This window comes from Pseudomonas citri (genome assembly GCF_025336485.1).
GTDB classification, from domain to species: domain Bacteria; phylum Pseudomonadota; class Gammaproteobacteria; order Pseudomonadales; family Pseudomonadaceae; genus Aquipseudomonas; species Aquipseudomonas citri.
Genome location: NZ_JAODAB010000021.1, coordinates 89,295 through 106,593, shown reverse-complemented (window position 1 = coordinate 106,593; position 17,299 = coordinate 89,295). Strand labels below are relative to the sequence as shown.

The window sequence follows — 17,299 nt, the reverse complement described above, 5'->3', positions numbered from 1 at the left end:
ACATCGACTCTCTTTCCGCCCCCAGGGATTGTTTTCAGGTGAATCTGGAGAGGCGACAACTATCCTGACACCGGGGGGTAACACCAAGTTGGGCACCTTCGACGAGGCGGCGATCCTGATCATTGGTCGCCATCCAGACTTTGGTTAGACGATCAATATCGTAATCAATACCTTCTTGCGCCTCTTTGGGAACGAGCCACTTCGTCGTCACGACTGTTTCACCCGGGCCAACCGGCAGTACGCGGAAGCTCAACGCATGGTCGCCCAGGAAATGGTTCCAGGTGGACGGGTAATTGAAATAGAGCAACGCGCCGATGTTCCCGACACCGCTGCGATCCAGGCGACGAGAGACCGCCGGTTGGCCATCCATTGTGTAGCTGCTGGCTCCTGGATTGAGGGGGATCCGAGTCATCCGGAACTGGCCGTCAGGATCCATCACCATGCGGCTTGCAAGCCCCGCTGCCTCGCAGGTATCACAGTGCTCTGCAAGTACAGGGTCTTCGGCGCCGACGCCTTGGACGGATGCCAGCTCGGTGTAGGAGCTCAACAGCTCGGGGTGAGTGCCGTCACAGTGGTAGCATTCGCGGTTGTTTTCAAACACCAGTTTCCAGTTACCTTTTTCTGTCAAATTGGCCTCAAAGGCAACTTTGCAGTCTTCCAGGTAGTGCGGGCCGATAAAGGGGGAAACGGCGCTGCGGAATTTTTCGAAGTCTGGAGCCGTCTTGGCTACGCAGACGTAGATGTAGCTGTGCACGATCTCGCAATGAACGGGAGAGAGGTTGTGTTCGCCTGGGTTGAATTCAGTGCCCATATTGCCGGCGAAGAGCAGTTTTCCGTCCAGGTCGAACGTCCACTTGTGGTAAGGGCATACCAACTTCGCCACTTTACCTTTAGCCTCGGTACAAACTTTGGAACCACGGTGACGGCAAGCGTTGTGGAAGGCGCGAATTTCCCCATCTTTGCCTCGCACGACAGCGACTGGATATTCGCCAATCTGAAGGGTCAAGTACTGACCTGGCTTTTCAAGCTCAAAGGTGTGACCGGCGAAAATCCACTCCTTGTACCAAATCTGCTCCAGATCTTGTTGGTACAACTCCGGATCTTTATAGGCTGCGCCAGGCAGGCCATATTGTGGTTGCCGTTGCTTGATCAAGTCTAATACATCGGTGTACTTGCGCATTTCTTGTTTGACTCCTGAAACGAAGCTTATTGCATTTGCAATGTGCAGCTTGGATTTAGTCTAGAGACGGCTTGTCCGTGAAAAAATCGATTTTTTCTGAAATGTATTGATGACTAGACGTCATCATCAGCTACTCAGAAACTTGCTACCGGAGAGCCGAACTGCTCTTTATCCGGGACGATTCCCAGGCCGGGACCTTGGGGAAGGGCGATATGACCACCCTCAATGCGAACGCCGGCCTTTTCGTCGTAATGACCTTCAATATAAGGGGCTGCAATCCATGCACCTTCGTTCAGGTCCGGGCGCACGGTTGCGCCCAAGTGGACGCAAGCTGCCGCAATGATGTCGCCACCCCAGGCGTCGTCGCTTGTGTGTGGCAGATTCCGGGCGGCGCAGATGTCGCGGAAGGTACGCATCTGGTGGAGGCCGCCGATCCGGGTGACTTTCATGCCGAAACCATCAACGAGACCTGTTCCGGCGGCGGTGATCACGGTGCTGAGATTGACGCCGTTTTCGTCCATGTAGATCGGGTGTTGAATCACTTCTCGAAGGACGGTCAGTTCTTCAATGGTGTTGCAGGGTTGTTCCAGCACGAACGGAATATCCGTGCATTCCCGGCTCAGGCGAATGGCGTCCCGGGTGTTCCAGCCGCGATTGCCATCTGCCGCCAGGCGCATGCCAGATCCACGAATCACTTCCCAGACTTTGCGCAGCGTGGCGATATCTGCATCTACGCTGCGACCGCCCAGCTTGATCTGAATGCGAGGATAGCCCTCACTCAGGCGTTCCTTGGCGATACGGGCAATTTCGTCTGGTTCGCCAACGCCGGTAGAGTAATAGGTCGGCACGCTTTCAGTGGTTACGCCGCCCAGAAGATCGGCAACACGTACACCCAGTTTTTTGCCGATCAGGTCGTGGGCGGCGATATCGATGGCGGCTTTTGCATAATGGTGGCCGTTGAGCAACGAGTCCATTCTACGGTGCAATGCTACAGGCCAGAGTTCCGCTCCAATCAGACCAGGAGCCATCTCTTCGAGGGCCGCACGAGCACCTTTGGCATGGGCCTCAGCATAGGTAGAACCAACAGGGCATGTTTCACCCCATCCTTCCAGGCCGCATTCGGACACGATGCGGACCAATGTAGTATCCAGCGACCAGACAGTGCCGCTGGACATGACACGAGGTGGATTTTTTACTGGCAAATCATGAGCGTAGATGTGAATTTCGCGGATCTTCATTTCTTACCAGTCCCTAGATTAGCGAGCGCTAAGTTATATTTGTACGGTGTGCGCAAGGAAACATCCGCTTCTGCTCTCAAAGCCTTAACGCCTTGCTCCGCTGAGTGTGATGTTCCATTTGCCTCTACGGTTTGCCAGTCATTTTGAAAGATAATAATCCGCCGGCCACTACCAATGCGGCACCTGCTACTAAGAACAAGTCGACCTTTTCCTGGAACCAGAAAACACCGATAAGAGATGCGAATACGAGTAGGGAATAGTTGAACGGTTGTAGTGTCACCGCTGGCGCATATTTCAATGCTTGTATAAGTAACATCTGCGCGATGATTCCGGTCATGGAAAGCACCATCATCATCAAGGATTGAGTTGCGGTAGGTGTCACCCATTGTGGTAAACCCAGGAGGCTGGAGGTTATTGCACCTCCTAACCCCATATACAGCATGTTGGTACCAAAACTGTCATCGCTGCCAATCTTGCGGCTTAAAATTGAAAAGCTCGCGAACATCAAGGCCGCGATCAATGGAATGCCAGCTGCCGCGCTGAAGACGCCCAGGCCTGGGCGCAGAATGATCAGGGTGCCAGTGAATCCGATCAGGCCGGCGATCAACTGCAAGCCGGTTATTTTTTCCCGTAAAAAAACTCCAGCCATGGCGATGGTTATCAACGGGAAAATAGCGTAAATGGCATGTGTCTCTGCCAAGCCCAGAAACTTCAAGGCGAGTCCAAAAATGGTAATTTCGACAATGCCAAGTATTGATCGACTGATTTGTAGTGTGGGGTGTTGACTTTTTATGGAGTTTTTCAATCCGCCATTGAGGGATGTGTACAAAACTCCAAATAGCAGGAAAAACCAGTACCGCACCATGATAAGTTGCGAAATGGGCAGGTTTTCAACGAGTGTTTTTGTGATTCCATCTTGTGCAGCGAACACAAACATCGACAGCAGAATCAGGAGAATTCCCGTGCGCGTGCCGTGTTCAGTCAATGGTTGTGTCGCTGCATTCATTGGTAACAACTCCGGTGAAAAAATGTTGAGTGGATAGGGCTGTTTACCCCAATACCACTTTGAATACGCGCGCCCATTTCACGCGTTTCGTTATTGTTCCTGGGCCGCGTTCGGCACATGAACGATCGTGGCATTTTCCAATGAACGCCTCGGCCCAGGATCAATCGACAGTTATGCAGCGGGCGGCATGGCGTCGATATCCTTACTGCAGCATCGCCGCAAAGGTCGCTTTGTTGGCTTCGTAGTAGTCCAGCACGACCTTATCGACCGCCGCATCGGAGCCGCCCGCTTCACGAGCATCGTTCATCATTTTTTCCAGATCGTTCTGCTTGAGTTTGTAGTGGCGGAAAAAGTTGGCCACTTTCGGGTTCTGTTCGGCGAAACCTTTACGGGCGACCACATGGATTTCCTCAGGACCGCCATACACGCCCTTGGTGTCGGTCAGGTAGCGCAGGGGCCACTTGGCGAACATCCAGTGGGGGCTCCAGGCGTTGATCAACGACCATTCGTTACGCTTGAGCCGACGATCCAACTCGGTGAGCATCCCGGTTTCGGAGGAGGCAACCAGCTTCCAGCCGTCGAGGTTGTAGTCTTTGATAGCCTGCTGTCCCAGTTTGTACTGGCCATTGCCGGCCTCGGACGTCAGCAGCATGCCGCCGAATTTTTCTTTCATGCCTGGCTTGTTCAGGTCGTCGATGGTGGCGACTTCGCTCTCGGGCACGATGGAGGGCACCGCAACGCCGACCTTGCCCTGATACTCGACACCCAGATCATCGAGCTTGTCCTTGTAATTGGCCCAGAGTTCTCCATGAGAGGTTGGTAGCCAGACCATCGGCACGATATCGATGGTGCCATTGGCGATCGCCTGGAAATGGATGCCGATGCTTGCCGATTGCAGTGTTACCGGTTGATTGGCCTCTTTTTCCAGGACTACCTTGGCCAGTTTGGCGGCGATCTCGGCGTCGGCCCACTTTACCCAGCCGATCTTCACCGGCTCTGCGGCCTGGGAAGAAAGGCTGATCACAGCCAGAGCCAATCCGGACAGCCAGCCGCCGATCCCGTTGTTGTGTCTCATAGGTGTACCCTCGCTTTTGATTGTTGATTTTCTCGTAGGTGCGTACAACGCAAGCCTCTGCTTCGAGGCCTGGATTCACTTCGGCAAACAGGCAGATGAATGGGCTTTCGTATCACTCTCTCCCTGCGCGCCATTCGCGCAATTTCAGATCGGCTTTGGCACCGATACTCAGGAAAGGCTGCGGTGGAAGTTTTTTCGCAGCCTCGTAGCTGGAAAGAATGTCCACGAGAATGGATTTCTGGCTCATTGCCGCCTCCGCGGCAGCGATGCCGGCGGCGCTGGATTTGGAAGCGCCCAAGCCGTTACACGCACAGGCAGAAAACAGACCCGGTTCGATCTCGCCGAACAGCGGCACGCTGTTCCAGGTCAAGGCCATCGGCCCGCCCCAGCGATATTGCATTTTCAGATCGGACAGGCCTGGGAAGCGATCGGCGAACTTGCCGTCATGCACCCGGCCGGCACTCTGTACGTCACCATCAGTGATCTCGAGACCGGCATGGTAGGAGTAGCGTGACCGAATCAATAGACGATCCCCGTCGGTACCACTTACCCGTCTGACGGTGGTGCCCATGGGCAGCGCAGGGGTCGCGGCCCAGTCGCGCTTACCCGTCAGGCGCGAGGGATCGAACGGCTCCGTCATGGAGGCGTAAGTAAAGACATGCAGCATCTGGTTGGGGAAAAGACCAAAGCTTTGAGCATGGCCGTTGGTGGCCAGGATGATGCGTTTGGCCGTTACCGAGCCCGTTCTGGTCTTGAGCAACCAGCCTCCGGACTGTTTTTCGAATGACAGCACGGCAGAGTTTTCATAAAGGTCGATGGGGCTTTTCAGGCTGTCGGCCACCGCTCGGATGTAGGCCGCGGGTTGCACCATGACCGTGCCAGGCATGTACAGGCCCGAGGTGTAGATCTTGCTCCCGGTGACGTCGTAGATACCGTTGGCATCAAGGATCTGATGCGGCTCGCCCAGCCCTTTGAGCTGTTTGGCGTAGGTCTCTATATGCGCGTCGCCTTTTTTACTGATGGCGACGCTGTAGCGTCCGCAGGGGTCCAGAATTTCCTTGCCCCATCCGAACTCCCGGGCCATGTCCGTGGCCATGCCGATCGCAGAGCGATAGAGCGTGATGTCCCGTCTGGCACGTTCGGTCGAGGTGTCACCAAAATCCTCGGAGCTGACCTCGTGGGGCAGGTCAATGATGAACCCTGAATTGCGCCCGGTCGCGCCGTCGCCCACCACACCGGCTTCCAGCACTGCCACCTTTAGCTTGGCATCCAGCTGGGACAACCGGCGCGCGGCCGACAGGCCGGCGAAGCCCGCGCCGATAACCGCTACATCCACCGTGACCGCGCCATTGAGTGGCGGCGTGGCCCTGCGGCGGGGCAGCAAGGCGACCCAGGCCGACAGGCTGTCATTTTTTGGGAATTTCTTGGCCACGTACATGCACGTACTCCAACCGTCAGGCGAGTTCCGACTCGAAAGCAATCAAAGGTTCCAGAGCGGCCTTGAGCGCGCCGATCTTGTCCTGGCTCAGGCGTGCCAACGGACGGCGGGGCTCGCCAGCACCGTAGCCGGCGAGTTCCGCTCCGGCGTAGACAGATTGCACATAGTCGCCCTGCCAGATCAGCGACATGACCGGCTCCAGTGCCCGCCAGATCTCACGGGCGCGGCTCCAGTTCTGCTTCTGGGCAGCCTTCACCACGGCGACACAGGCTTTTGGCGCCATGTTCGCACCGCCCCAAATCAGGCCGGCGGCACCGGCGAAGAGCGCATAAGGCACTAACGGATCGGCGCCGTTCATGGTCGGCAGGCCGGTGCGGATCAACGATGCCTGGGCGGCCAGATCACCGCTGCTGTCTTTTACCGAAACGAAGTTCGGAATCTCGGCCAACTGTTTGAACAGCGTTGGGGTGATTTCCACGCCGACGGCCTGGGGCACGTTGTAGCCAATGATCGGCAGCCCCGCTTCGGAAACGGTGGAGTAGAAATCAATGATGCCCTGATCGTCGGTCGGGCCTTCGAAGAACGGTGGCAGCACCATGACCCCGTCGGCGCCGCAGTCGGCGGCATGGCGAGTGCGCTCCAGTACATCGTCCGCCAATAAGGCCGAAGTCTGCACAATCACCCGGGCGCGACCGCTGATGGCTCTGGCCCCCACGGCAACCAGTTCCTTGGACTCCTCCTTGCTCAGGTACACATGCATGCCAGTGCCGGAGCTCAGGACGAAACCGTTCACGCCGGCGGCGATATAGCGTTCGATCAGGCTCTCGAAACGGGCGTGATCGATCTTGCCTTGTGCGGTGAACGGCGTGGTGATCGCCAGGTTGATGCCGGAGAAAGCGAATGCAGACATTGAATCAAACCTCTTCTTCGTCGCTGGAGAGATCCAGCCAGATGGTTTTCAGTTGGGTGTACTGGTCGTGGGCATGGACAGAGTTGTCGCGGCCCCCAAAACCGGATTGCTTGTAGCCGCCGAACGGCGTGGTGATATCGCCTTCGCCGAATGAATTCACAGTGACTGTGCCGGCCCTGAGCGCTCGGGCAACCCGCACGGCGCGCTTGGCGTTGGTGGTGAACACCGAAGCAGCCAGTCCGTACTCGGTGTCGTTGGCGATCGCCACGGCTTCTTTCAGGCTGCTGACGGTGATGACACTGAGCACCGGGCCAAAGATCTCTTCCCGGGCAGGTCTTGCATCATTGCCGGAGACTTCGAGGATGGTCGGGTGTACGTAGCGGCCAGCGCTGGTTTCGCCGCCGTAGAGCACCTTCTCGCCATGGCTCAGGTACGAACTGACTTTTTTGAAATGCTCGGTGGAGACCAGCGGTCCGATCCTGTGGGCCGGGTTCAGCGGTTCGCCGACATGCCACTCGCTGGCCAGCTTGTAGACCTGTTCAAGCAACGGTGCCTTCACCGTTTCATGCACGATGAGGCGGGAAATGGCGGAGCAGTTCTCGCCCATGTTCCAGAACGAGCCATTAACGATGTGCGCAGCCACGCCCTCGAAATCATTGATGTCGTCGAGCACGATGCAGGGGTTTTTACCGCCCATCTCCAGGGTGACTTCCTTGAGATTGCTCTCCGATGAATACTTGAGGAAGCGGCGTCCAGTGTCGGTCGAACCGGTGAACGACACGACATCGATGTCTGGATGCCGGCCGATCGGCTCGCCGACTTCAGCGCCTCCCCCTGTGACGACGTTGAATACACCTGCGGGAATACCGGCCTGGAGGGCCAATTGGGCCACGCGTAACGTGGTGAGTGAGGTCTCCTCGGCAGGCTTCACGACCAGCGAGCAGCCAGCCGCCAGCGCCGGCCCGATCTTCCAGGCCAGCATCAACAATGGGAAGTTCCAGGGCAGGACCAGACCGACCACGCCGGCCGGTTCACGCACGACTAAAGCCATGTGGGCGTCGGAAGCCGGTGAAACCTGATCGTAGATCTTGTCGATGGCTTCAGCGTGCCATCTCAGGCAATTAAGGGTTTCCGGTACATCGACCGTCACGCAATCGAATATGGTCTTGCCGCTGTCCAGGCTTTCCATGACCGCCAGTTCGACGGCATGTTCTTCGATCAATCCGGCCAACTTGAGAATGGCGTGCTTGCGCGCCGAAGGATGAAGTCTTGACCAACGACCGTCGTTAAAGGCGTCGCGCGCGGCAACTACCGCGGCATCTACATCAAGGGCAGAACAGGCGGCGACATGCGCCAGGCTTTCACCGTTGGCGGGGTTCACCGTTGCAAATGTGGCGCCTGAAATAGCAGATACTTGCTCACCGCCGATAATCGCTTTTGTGGGGAAATCCAGATGTCCGGCGATGGCCTGGTATTCTTCGTAAGTCTTAAGTTGCGTCATCGCTATTTCGCCTGTTGATAGTTTTTTTATTAGAAACCGTGCGCTACGGGCACTCGGAGACCGCCCGTAGTTTCAGGGATGAATATCCGAAATAAAGTCGAAAAATAAGTTCGAAACCAATGAAGCCGGACTTATCTGATCTGTGAGTTCATCATGCGAGACTTATTGTTATTGTCCGGTATTAGACAACCAGAGTTTGGTTCGCATAATGCTGTCCTTCACCTCTAAGAGCGAATGTCAGCCGTCGAGGTGAAGGATAGAACGAGAGGGAAAAGCAGGAAAACGACTTTTACGCGCAGCTATTGATGAGCCTGGCTCATGATCGGTCAGGCGCCAGGGATCTTGCGAATTGCTCTATCAGCCAGTCACGCAATTTGCAGCAACTGGGATCGCGGGCCTTGTCTTCATTGAAATTGAGATAGTGGAGCGTCTCCCGATGCACCAATTCTTCCCGGACCGGGCGCACGAGCAGGCCTTCCTTGATCAGGGGTGACACCAGGTAATGCCATCCCAATGCGACACCCTGGTGACGCAAGGCCAACTGGATGAGCAGGTTGTAATCGTTGGCGTTGAAGAAATGGGGGGTGTCGCTGGAGCGCTCCTTGAGGTCGATGTTGTGACAGGCAAACCACATGCGCCAGTCAACGTGCTCGGCAACCTGCGACCGGCCATAAGGGCTCAGATTGAGCAGCGCTGCGTCAGGCAAATGCTCGAGGGATGAGAGTTGTGGGTGTTTCTCCAGGTATTGCGGTGTGCACACCGGGTAAATCACGTCGCACATCAGTGGCTGGCTGTGATAACCGTCGTGACTCTTCTTCAGCTTGCAAATGATCAGGTCTGGGTGGACACCGGTTTCCATCGACAGGAAGTTCTGGGTCACCACCAGATTCAGATCGATCTCAGGATACGTCTCGAAGAAATCCGGGAGCCTTGGCGCCAACCAGAAATTGGCAAATGCATGAGAGCAGCACAACGTCACGACATGCTTTGAGTCGCTATTGCTACGAATGCGCTCGGCGGCTTCGCCAATGTTGGTGAAGGACAGCTGGACCACATCGAAGAAGATCGAACCGGTCGCCGTCAGTTCGACCGCACGTCCGGCCCGGGTGAACAGCTCGGTGCCAAGATGCTCTTCCAGCTCGCGAATCTGGCGGCTGATGGCGCCTTGGGTAACACACAGGGCTTCCGCGGCCCGGGTGAAGTTCTGGTAGCGGGCAGCCGCGACAAACGCTTTGACCGCGCGTAGCGAGGGCAACTTGATGAGGTTTTGATCGGGATCAGTCGCTTTAGCCATTACCAAATCTCATCAGTAGCTTTCGAGGACATTGGTTCTTCATTCACGCCCCGTCTCTATACAACATTTGACCAGCATTGTCAGACGAGATCGTTGAGTTGCCCAGCCAGGCTGGGCATGTATGGTGGAGGTGAGCAGGGGGGGGACGTCCAACGCAGCATGAACGTTTTCATATAGAGCCTAAAGATCGATCACCAGATCGGAAGTAGGCTTGCTGCAGCAAAGCAAACGCAGGCCCTTGTCGATTTCACGTTGCCGGATGCCGCCGTTGTGATTCATGTCCACCGTGCCTTTGAGCAGCGCGGTCTTGCAAGTACCACAAACGCCCTGGCTGCAGGAGGAAGGCACGATTGCGCCGGCTTTTTTGGCCGCCGCCAGCACGGTCTGGCTGCCCGACATGGTGAAGGTTTTCCCCGAGCGGGACAGGGACACCGTGAACACCTGTTGATCAACCGAAGAGGGCGGCTCGCTCGGCGTTTCCTCCCGCAGTGCGGCGATATCGAAGCTTTCCTGGTGGTAGTGGCCGAAATCGAAAGCCGCTTCCCTGAGCAGCGATTTGATCGCCTCCATGTAGCCCTGCGGGCCGCAGGTAAAGATTTCCCGGTCCATGAAGTCCGGCACTTGCTGGCGTAGCAAGGCCAGGTCGAGTCGACCGATCGGCTGCTGCCAGTCGACGGTATCGCCGGAGCCTTCACAAACGTTGATGACCCGCAGCTTGGTCATGCCGGCCTGCATGCGGTTCAATTCGTCGTGGAAGATGATGTCCGCGGGCGTGCGGGCGCTGTGCACGAAGACGATGTCCAGGTTGCCGGCCATGTCGGCGGCGGCGCGAGTCATCGACATCAGGGGCGTCACACCGGAACCGGCGGACAGGTACAGCAGCCGGGTGGCTGGACGGTCCACCGGAGTAAAGCTGCCCGATGGGCCGGACGCCCCTAGCTGATCACCCGGCTTGAGGTTGTCGTGCAGCCAGTTTGACACTGTGCCGCCGGGTACGCGCTTGACCGTGATGGAGAAGGCGAACGGGCGGGTGGGGGAGGATGACAGGGTATAACAGCGAGCAATGACCTGCCCGCCGATGACGGGGGAAATCGTGATGAACTGACCCGGTTCGAAACTCAGCGCGCTGAAGTCCGCACAACGAAAGATGAACGTTTTGACGTCATGGGTTTCCTGGCGCACGGCGCAACATTGCAGGGTCTTCTGTTCACCGCTGTTCCATTGGGCGCCGAACGCGCCCCAGGTCTGCGGGTCGGTAAAGCGTTGAATGGCGCTGGTATGCGCAGGCAATGCCAACGTTTCGTAAGTCGTCATGTCCATTCCTCACACGCCGTGGGCGGCCAGACGCGCGGAATACCACCGGGAGAACTGGTCGACATAGGATTCGGTGAACGCCGAGAACGGTCCGGGTGTGTAGGCCGGGTCCTGGGTTCCGCTGTGGGTAATGCCGACGAGGCTGGCGTCTTGCAGGTTGGTCGCGGCCCAGACTTCGGTCAGCGTATCCAACTGGTAATCAACGCCCTCGACCGCATCGGCGTGGACCAGCCATTTGGTGCGCACCAGGGTTTTATCCGGCGCCAGCGGGATGATGTAGGAGATGACGGCGTGGTCGCTCATGACGTGGGTCCACGAGTTGTGCGTCCACAGATGCACGTCGCCGAGGTCGCGGCGAGTCAGCTCGCCAAACAACCGGGTGCACGCCACGCGGGTATCGAGGGTCTGGGATTCGCCATTACCGGCAATGACCAGGCGCTGGGAGCGGAACTGAGTCACGCTGTCTTCACCCAGGTATTCGATGGCATCGCAGATATAGCCTTCGCTCTCCCAGTCCTGCTTGGTGTCGGCATTGCGGCGGTGATATTCGTCCAGTGCCTGAAGTGAGTCCTCGCTGAGCCCGTCGGTGCAGAAGCCAAAATCCTCCGGCAGGAAAGAAGCGGTCAGTTCAGGGTGAGTGCCGGCGCAGTGATAACACTCGCGGTTGTTTTCGATTACCAGCTTCCAGTTGCCGTTCTCGATGATTTCCGATTCGTGGGCGATCTTCGAGCGGGTGATATCGAATTGAGCGAAACGCGGCGTCATGACCTGCTCAAGGTGCTGGATGTCTTGCGGCGGCTCGTCGCTCAAACAAACGAAAACATGGGTGCCGATGACACGTGTATGCACAGGCAGCAGGCTTTTGCATTTGGAGTCAAAGCCCTGGCCCATGTGCGCGGCGTGTTTCAGGCTGCCATCCAGGTCGTAGGTCCATTGATGATAAGGGCAGACCAGCATGCCCACCGTCGACTTGCCCGCCGGCTTCAAGCGCGCACCGCGATGCCGGCAGACATTGTGAAACGCCTGCACCTGTTCATCGTCATCGCGTACCAACAGGATGGACGACTTGCCGATATCGATTGTGGAAACATCACCGGGCTCGGGAATATCGCTGGTGACACCGACCAGAATCCAATGCTTGCTGAAAAAGATATCGACGTCGGTTTCAAAGATATCCTGGCGACCAAATATGCCGCCCGGCATCCCGTGCCCGGGTATACGGTCGGTGAGAAGTTCACGGTGGGTTTTCACGGTATCGATGGCCATTCTTATTCTCGCTCAACTTCAAAGTCGGTAGTGGTGGCGGGAACAGTATCGAAAGGCGAAAAAATACCGTCAATGCGCTTTATTTTCACGCTCGCATAACTATGGGTTATGCCAAGTAAGGCAAACTTTTCAACGAGTTAGAAGTTATCGTCACGTAACCAATCGATGAGCGCATGGGTAATGGGGTCCGGCTCCCGACCGGTGGGAACGACCATGTAATAGGCGTCTTTTGGCTTGACGGTGTAGGGCGTTATTCTGACCAGCTCTCCTGCATTGATCAGATGCGTCACCAGGCGCCCCCAACCGAGGGCGATGCCGTAGCCTTGTAGGGCGGCCAGGATCGCATCGTTGTAGGCGCTGCAACGAAGCGAGTAGTTGAGCTTGGGGCGCGCATCGCCGAGTTCCCGGCACCAGCTGTTCCAGGTCATCCAGCCCTCCAGCGTCGAATCCGAGTCAATCAACGCCGTCTCCGGAAACTCATCGAGTGACGTCGGTGCCGGGTGTGCGGCAAGCCAGGCAGGCGAACAGACGGGAAACACTTCCTCATCGAACAGGAAAATGGAGCTTCCATCCTCCCATTTGCCGTTGCCGAAGCGGATCGCGAGATCGACGTCGTCGCGGTATGCCCCCGGAGACAATGAAGGCGTGATCAGGCGCAGTTTCAGTTCGGGCTGCAGCGTGCGTAACGCGAGCAGCCTGGGAAGTATCCTCATATTGGAGAAGGCCCCTGTGCAGGCAAGGGTGATTTCCTGCTCACCGATGCCTTCGGAGATCTTGTCGAATACGCTTGCCATCCGATGGATGGATTCCGCCACGACCGAATGAAGGATATAGCCTTCACGGGTAAGTTTGATTGCCCGATGCAGTCGATGAAAGAGTTTGGTTCCCAGGGTGTCCTCCAACAACCTGATCTGCTTGCTGACGGCCGCCTGGGTGACACCCAGCTCCTGGGCGGCCAGGGTGAAACTGGCAAGCCGCGCCACGGCTTCGAACTCCAATAGCGCCGTCATGGACGGTATCAGCCGTCGATAGCCTTTGACTTTCTTGTCCATCTCGCTGGGTTGCATGGGGTGGTCCGGAACTGATGCCAATTACGATTGAATGAGCGTAGCTGCCCGGTCAGGCCATCGAAGGCTCTTTGACCGATGCGGTTGGGGCCGGGTGCGAGACGTTCTGCCCGAGAAGCGCGCGATACAGCTCGGCATCGCCCAGGACGCCAGAGACCGTATGGTCATCATCTTGCACGATGAGCGGGTGGCCCGTCTCGTAGCGAATCTGCAGTGCGTCTCGCATCGTGGTATCCGGTGGCACCACGGTGACTTGTCGTTGCAGCGTGTCGATGCTGTTTGCGGGACTCCAACGTTGAATGTTCGCTGCCACGGAGCCACGTCGAATTTGAGTCAGGCGCCGGGATGGGTCCACGCTCATCCACAGATTCTGCACGGCATCCAGGCAATATTCGTCATCGGCGTACAGGCACTGATCCAGCCGGGTCATCAGGCTTTTCGCACACAGCACATTCAGCGGGTTGGTGTGGGCGACGAAGTTACGTACGTAATCGTCGGCCGGGTTCAGCACGATCTCTTCGGGCTTGCTGTACTGGATGATCTTGCCGTCTTTCATGATGGCAATGCGCGTGCCCAGCTTCAGCGCTTCATCCAGGTCATGGCTGACGAACACGATGGTCTTGTGCAGTTTGCGCTGCAGATCGAGCAGTTCATCCTGAAGGCCCTGGCGGATCAGCGGGTCGAGGGCCGAGAACGGTTCGTCCATCAGCAGGATGTCGGCGTCCATCGCCAGGGCGCGGGCCAGGCCGACGCGCTGCTGCATGCCGCCGGACAACTCATCCGGCTTCTTGTTGCGCCATTGGGTCAGGCCTACCAGCTCGAGTTTCTCGTCCACCAACTTGCGCCGCTCACTCTCCGGACGGCCCTGCATCTCCAGGCCGAAGCTGATGTTCTCGCGCACCGTCAGCCAGGGCATCAGGGCGAATTTCTGGAACACCATGGCGATGCGCTGGGTGCGCATCATCTTCAGTTCGGCGGGGGAGCAGGAGGCGATGTCGATCTGCCGGCCGTCGTGTTCGACGAACAGCTTACCGCGGCTCACGGTGTTCAAGCCGTTGATGCAGCGCAGCAGGCTGGATTTGCCGGAGCCTGACAGGCCCATCAGCACGCAGATCTCGCCTTTGTTTATTTCCAGGTTGGCTTTTTCCACGCCCACGATCAGGCCGGTCTTCTGGAGAATGTCCGGGCGGGAGAAGCCTTGGTCAAGCAAGTCCAGCGCGGGCTTCGGACGGGCGCAGAAGATGACGTCGACATCTTCGAAACGGATGATGCTCATGCGTCACCTCTCTTGACGGTTTCACGTTGTTTGCAGATGCGGTCGAGAATGATCGCCAGCAGCACGATTGCCAGGCCGGCTTCGAAGCCCATGGCGATGTCGGCGGTATTCAGTGCGTTGACCACCGGTTTACCCAGGCCGTCGGCGCCCACCAGTGCGGCGATCACCACCATGGACAACGACAGCATGATGCACTGGGTGATACCGGCGGCGATGCTGGGCATGGCGTGGGGCAGCTCGATGCGGGCCAACAGCTGGCGACGCGAGCAACCGAAGGCCTTGCCGGCGTCCATCAGTTCCTCGGGGACATCACAGATGCCCAGGTAGGTCAGGCGGATCGGCGCGGCAATGGCGAAGACCACCGTGGAGATCAACCCCGGGACGACGCCCAGGCCGAACAGCGTCAGGGTCGGGATCAGGTAAACGAAAGTGGGCACGGTTTGCATCAGGTCGAGTACCGGGCGCAAGGTTGCGTAGAACCAGGGGCGATGGGCGGCGACGATGCCCAGGGGGACACCGATGATCACGCACACGAGGGTGGCGAATGTCACCTGGGCCAGGGTTTCCATGGTCTCTTGCCAGTAGCCGAGGTTAAGTATCAGCAGGAATGAAAGGGCGACAAAGAGGGTCAGGCTTACTTTGCGCTGGATGTAGTAAGCGAGGAGGGCGAACAAGGCGATCAAGCCCAGGGGGTTGAACCAGACCAGGGCCTGGGCGAAGACCGTTATGACGCCGGAAAGGGCAAGCGATATGGCGTCGAATATCCCGGCGCCGTGTTGAGTCAACCAATCGACATAGCGGGCAATGTGTTCGCCCAACGGAAGTTTCTCTTGTGTAATCCACATATCACTGATCCGGTTGGTGGATGAAATGACGCGCGAATACAACTACCCGGGTACAGGACAGCCCCATCACGCGGTGTACTTGAAAACCTGATTGTCGTCGGGTGATGCCAATGACCTATCGAAGTTCGGGCAGGGAATGAGTCAGGGATGGAACGTGTCGCAAAGCCGGTTTCTCGCTGTTTTTCTTGTCGGCTGTCGAACGGCTTTCGGAAAGAGGTACTGCAAGTTTCATGAGGGCGGCCCGTTGTTATTCTTGGTTGGGAGACTCTGCCTAGGGGCGCATGATGCGCGAACTATACTGTAAGGTCAACAAAATGTACGCATGTGTACATTGTTCATATGGCAGAGTACATTCTCTACAGTGTTTTTGCAGAAGGTGAAGCGAGATGTCCCAGGTGGGGAAGGCACGTAAGGCCCAGGACACAGGCTGGCGGGGTTCGCCGGAAGGGTGGTTGGAAGCCGCCTACGATGTGCTCAAGGAGTCAGGCATCGATGCGGTTCGGATCACGCCGCTGGCCAAGCGCCTCGCTCTGTCGCGAACGAGTTTCTACTGGTTCTTCGAGGACCGCGAACAACTGCTGGCCGCCCTGCTGTCCCGTTGGCGGGAGACGAACACGGGCGGTTTGATCGGCCAATGTGAAGCCTATGCGGAGAGCATTTCCGAGGCGATCCTGAATGTGTTCGAGTGTTGGTTGAACCCACGACTCTTCGACTCCCAATTCGAGTTTGCAGTACGCAGTTGGGCGCTCCAGTCGAGCGAAGTGGCCCAGGAGGTTGCCGCCGCAGACGAGCAGCGGATGAACGCCCTGATGAGCATGTTCAAGCGTTTTGGTTATGACAACCAGGGGGCCGACACGCGGTCCCGAACGATTTACCTGACCCAGATCGGCTATATCACCATGAACACCAGTGAGCTGATCACGACGCGTTTTGAGCGTATTCCTCATTACGTGAGCATTTTCACCGGAAAAGCCCCCAAGCAACGCGAGCTGGATCGTTTCTATGGGAAATTCGGTTATGCCGAAAAGGAGCCAGGGGTTTTCGTGCCCTTGACCGACACTTTCGAAGAAACCTCTGAAAAATGATCGGCCAGACGCTGGGCATCATCGGTGGAACGGGCTGGTTGGGCGGGGCGATAGCGCAGGCGGTGCTGGCGAAGGCCTTGCTGCCTGCCGGCAATCTGATTATCTCCAACCGCTCGGGCAGTCATCCGCTGGCACAGCAAGGCGTTCGCCTGGTCACGGATAACCAGGCGCTGGTGGAGCACTGTGATGTCATCGTCATTGCGGTTCGACCCGAGCACTTCGCCAGCCTGGGCATCGATGCGACCGGCAAGACGGTCATTTCCCTGATGGCCGGGATCACGGCCCGGGCGATTGCCACGCAGACTTCGGCTTCGCGGGTCGTGCGGGCGATGCCCAACGCGGCGGTGGAAATCGGACAGTCCTTCACGCCCTGGTTTTGCCTGGGCGAGACGGATGCGCAGACGAGGGATCTCGTGCAGCGCCTGTTTGAATCCGTGGGGACTGCGGCTGAGGTCCAGGAAGAAAGTTTCATCGACTATCTTTCCGCGCTGTCGGGCACCGGTCCTGCGTTTCCGGCCCTACTGATGACGGCGTTGAGCAATCAGGCGATGGCTGCCGGCATACCTGCCGATATCGCGCAGCTCGCGGCAAAAAACGTGGTGGTGAACAGCAGCCAACTGCTGGCCCATCACGATGCGCAACAGATGATCGATGCCCTGGTTGCCTATCGGGGGGTGACCGCGGCCGCTCTGCAAGTGATGACCCAAGGGCATTTCGAGGGGCAGATCGGCAAGGCGCTGCAAGCAGGCGCTGCCGTTGCCCGCAAAGGGTTGCACACCTGAAAAGCCGAAGCCCCCGGTCAAG

The 17,299-nt window shown here is 57.6% G+C and carries 15 protein-coding genes; 2 read left to right on the top strand and 13 right to left on the bottom strand.

The genetic code is table 11. From position 1 onward, the window contains the following. Positions 1-34: 34 nt before the first annotated feature. From N4Q37_RS20820 to choW, 13 genes are all read right to left on the bottom strand, one after another. A complete protein-coding gene (locus N4Q37_RS20820; RefSeq protein ID WP_260961475.1) occupies positions 35-1,180 on the bottom strand; it encodes an aromatic ring-hydroxylating oxygenase subunit alpha in 1,146 nt (381 codons plus the stop codon). A gap of 134 nt (positions 1,181-1,314) precedes the next feature. Next, entirely contained in the window at positions 1,315-2,418 is a 1,104-nt protein-coding gene (locus N4Q37_RS20815) for a mandelate racemase/muconate lactonizing enzyme family protein (RefSeq protein WP_260961474.1), read from the bottom strand. Between the two features lie 124 nt (positions 2,419-2,542). Next, positions 2,543-3,424: a DMT family transporter gene (locus N4Q37_RS20810; protein ID WP_260961473.1), complete on the bottom strand. Its 882-nt coding sequence runs from the start codon at positions 3,422-3,424 to the stop codon at positions 2,543-2,545. Positions 3,425-3,626: 202 nt separating this feature from the next. Then, positions 3,627-4,499 (bottom strand): glycine betaine ABC transporter substrate-binding protein, encoded by an 873-nt coding sequence (locus N4Q37_RS20805; protein ID WP_260961472.1) that lies wholly within the window; start codon positions 4,497-4,499, stop codon positions 3,627-3,629. Between the two features lie 112 nt (positions 4,500-4,611). After that, the gene (locus N4Q37_RS20800; protein WP_260961470.1) at positions 4,612-5,937 is read right to left on the bottom strand and encodes an NAD(P)/FAD-dependent oxidoreductase; all 1,326 of its coding nucleotides are present in this window, start codon (positions 5,935-5,937) and stop codon (positions 4,612-4,614) included. A 16-nt stretch (positions 5,938-5,953) separates the two neighbouring features. After that, entirely contained in the window at positions 5,954-6,847 is an 894-nt protein-coding gene (locus N4Q37_RS20795) for a dihydrodipicolinate synthase family protein (RefSeq protein ID WP_260961468.1), read from the bottom strand. Positions 6,848-6,851: 4 nt separating this feature from the next. Then, complete coding sequence (locus N4Q37_RS20790; protein ID WP_260961466.1) at positions 6,852-8,348, bottom strand: aldehyde dehydrogenase; 1,497 nt, start codon at positions 8,346-8,348, stop codon at positions 6,852-6,854. 316 nt (positions 8,349-8,664) lie between these two features. After that, complete coding sequence (locus N4Q37_RS20785) at positions 8,665-9,642, bottom strand: LysR substrate-binding domain-containing protein (RefSeq protein WP_260961465.1); 978 nt, start codon at positions 9,640-9,642, stop codon at positions 8,665-8,667. Between the two features lie 180 nt (positions 9,643-9,822). Next, positions 9,823-10,956 carry a hybrid-cluster NAD(P)-dependent oxidoreductase gene (locus tag N4Q37_RS20780; protein ID WP_260961464.1) on the bottom strand — a complete coding sequence of 378 codons (1,134 nt, stop codon included), beginning with the start codon at positions 10,954-10,956 and terminating at the stop codon, positions 9,823-9,825. A gap of 9 nt (positions 10,957-10,965) precedes the next feature. After that, positions 10,966-12,222: an aromatic ring-hydroxylating oxygenase subunit alpha gene (locus N4Q37_RS20775; RefSeq protein WP_260961463.1), complete on the bottom strand. Its 1,257-nt coding sequence runs from the start codon at positions 12,220-12,222 to the stop codon at positions 10,966-10,968. A 137-nt stretch (positions 12,223-12,359) separates the two neighbouring features. Continuing rightward, positions 12,360-13,289, bottom strand: a complete 930-nt coding sequence (locus tag N4Q37_RS20770) for a LysR substrate-binding domain-containing protein (protein ID WP_260961462.1) — start codon at positions 13,287-13,289, stop codon at positions 12,360-12,362. Between the two features lie 52 nt (positions 13,290-13,341). Further along, positions 13,342-14,565, bottom strand: coding sequence for a choline ABC transporter ATP-binding protein (gene choV / locus N4Q37_RS20765; RefSeq protein ID WP_260961461.1), 1,224 nt, complete (start codon positions 14,563-14,565; stop codon positions 13,342-13,344). Then, positions 14,562-15,410 carry a choline ABC transporter permease subunit gene (gene choW / locus N4Q37_RS20760; RefSeq protein ID WP_260961460.1) on the bottom strand — a complete coding sequence of 283 codons (849 nt, stop codon included), beginning with the start codon at positions 15,408-15,410 and terminating at the stop codon, positions 14,562-14,564. Before choW ends, choV begins: the two co-directional genes overlap by 4 nt. A 386-nt stretch (positions 15,411-15,796) precedes the next feature. Between choW and N4Q37_RS20755 the strand changes: the two genes are divergently transcribed. Together N4Q37_RS20755 and N4Q37_RS20750 are read left to right on the top strand one after the other, a co-directional pair. Next, a complete protein-coding gene (locus N4Q37_RS20755) occupies positions 15,797-16,495 on the top strand; it encodes a TetR/AcrR family transcriptional regulator (RefSeq protein ID WP_260961459.1) in 699 nt (232 codons plus the stop codon). Continuing rightward, positions 16,492-17,277, top strand: coding sequence for a pyrroline-5-carboxylate reductase family protein (locus tag N4Q37_RS20750; RefSeq protein WP_260961458.1), 786 nt, complete (start codon positions 16,492-16,494; stop codon positions 17,275-17,277). The genes N4Q37_RS20755 and N4Q37_RS20750 overlap by 4 nt, the downstream gene beginning before the upstream one ends. Positions 17,278-17,299: the final 22 nt, after the last annotated feature.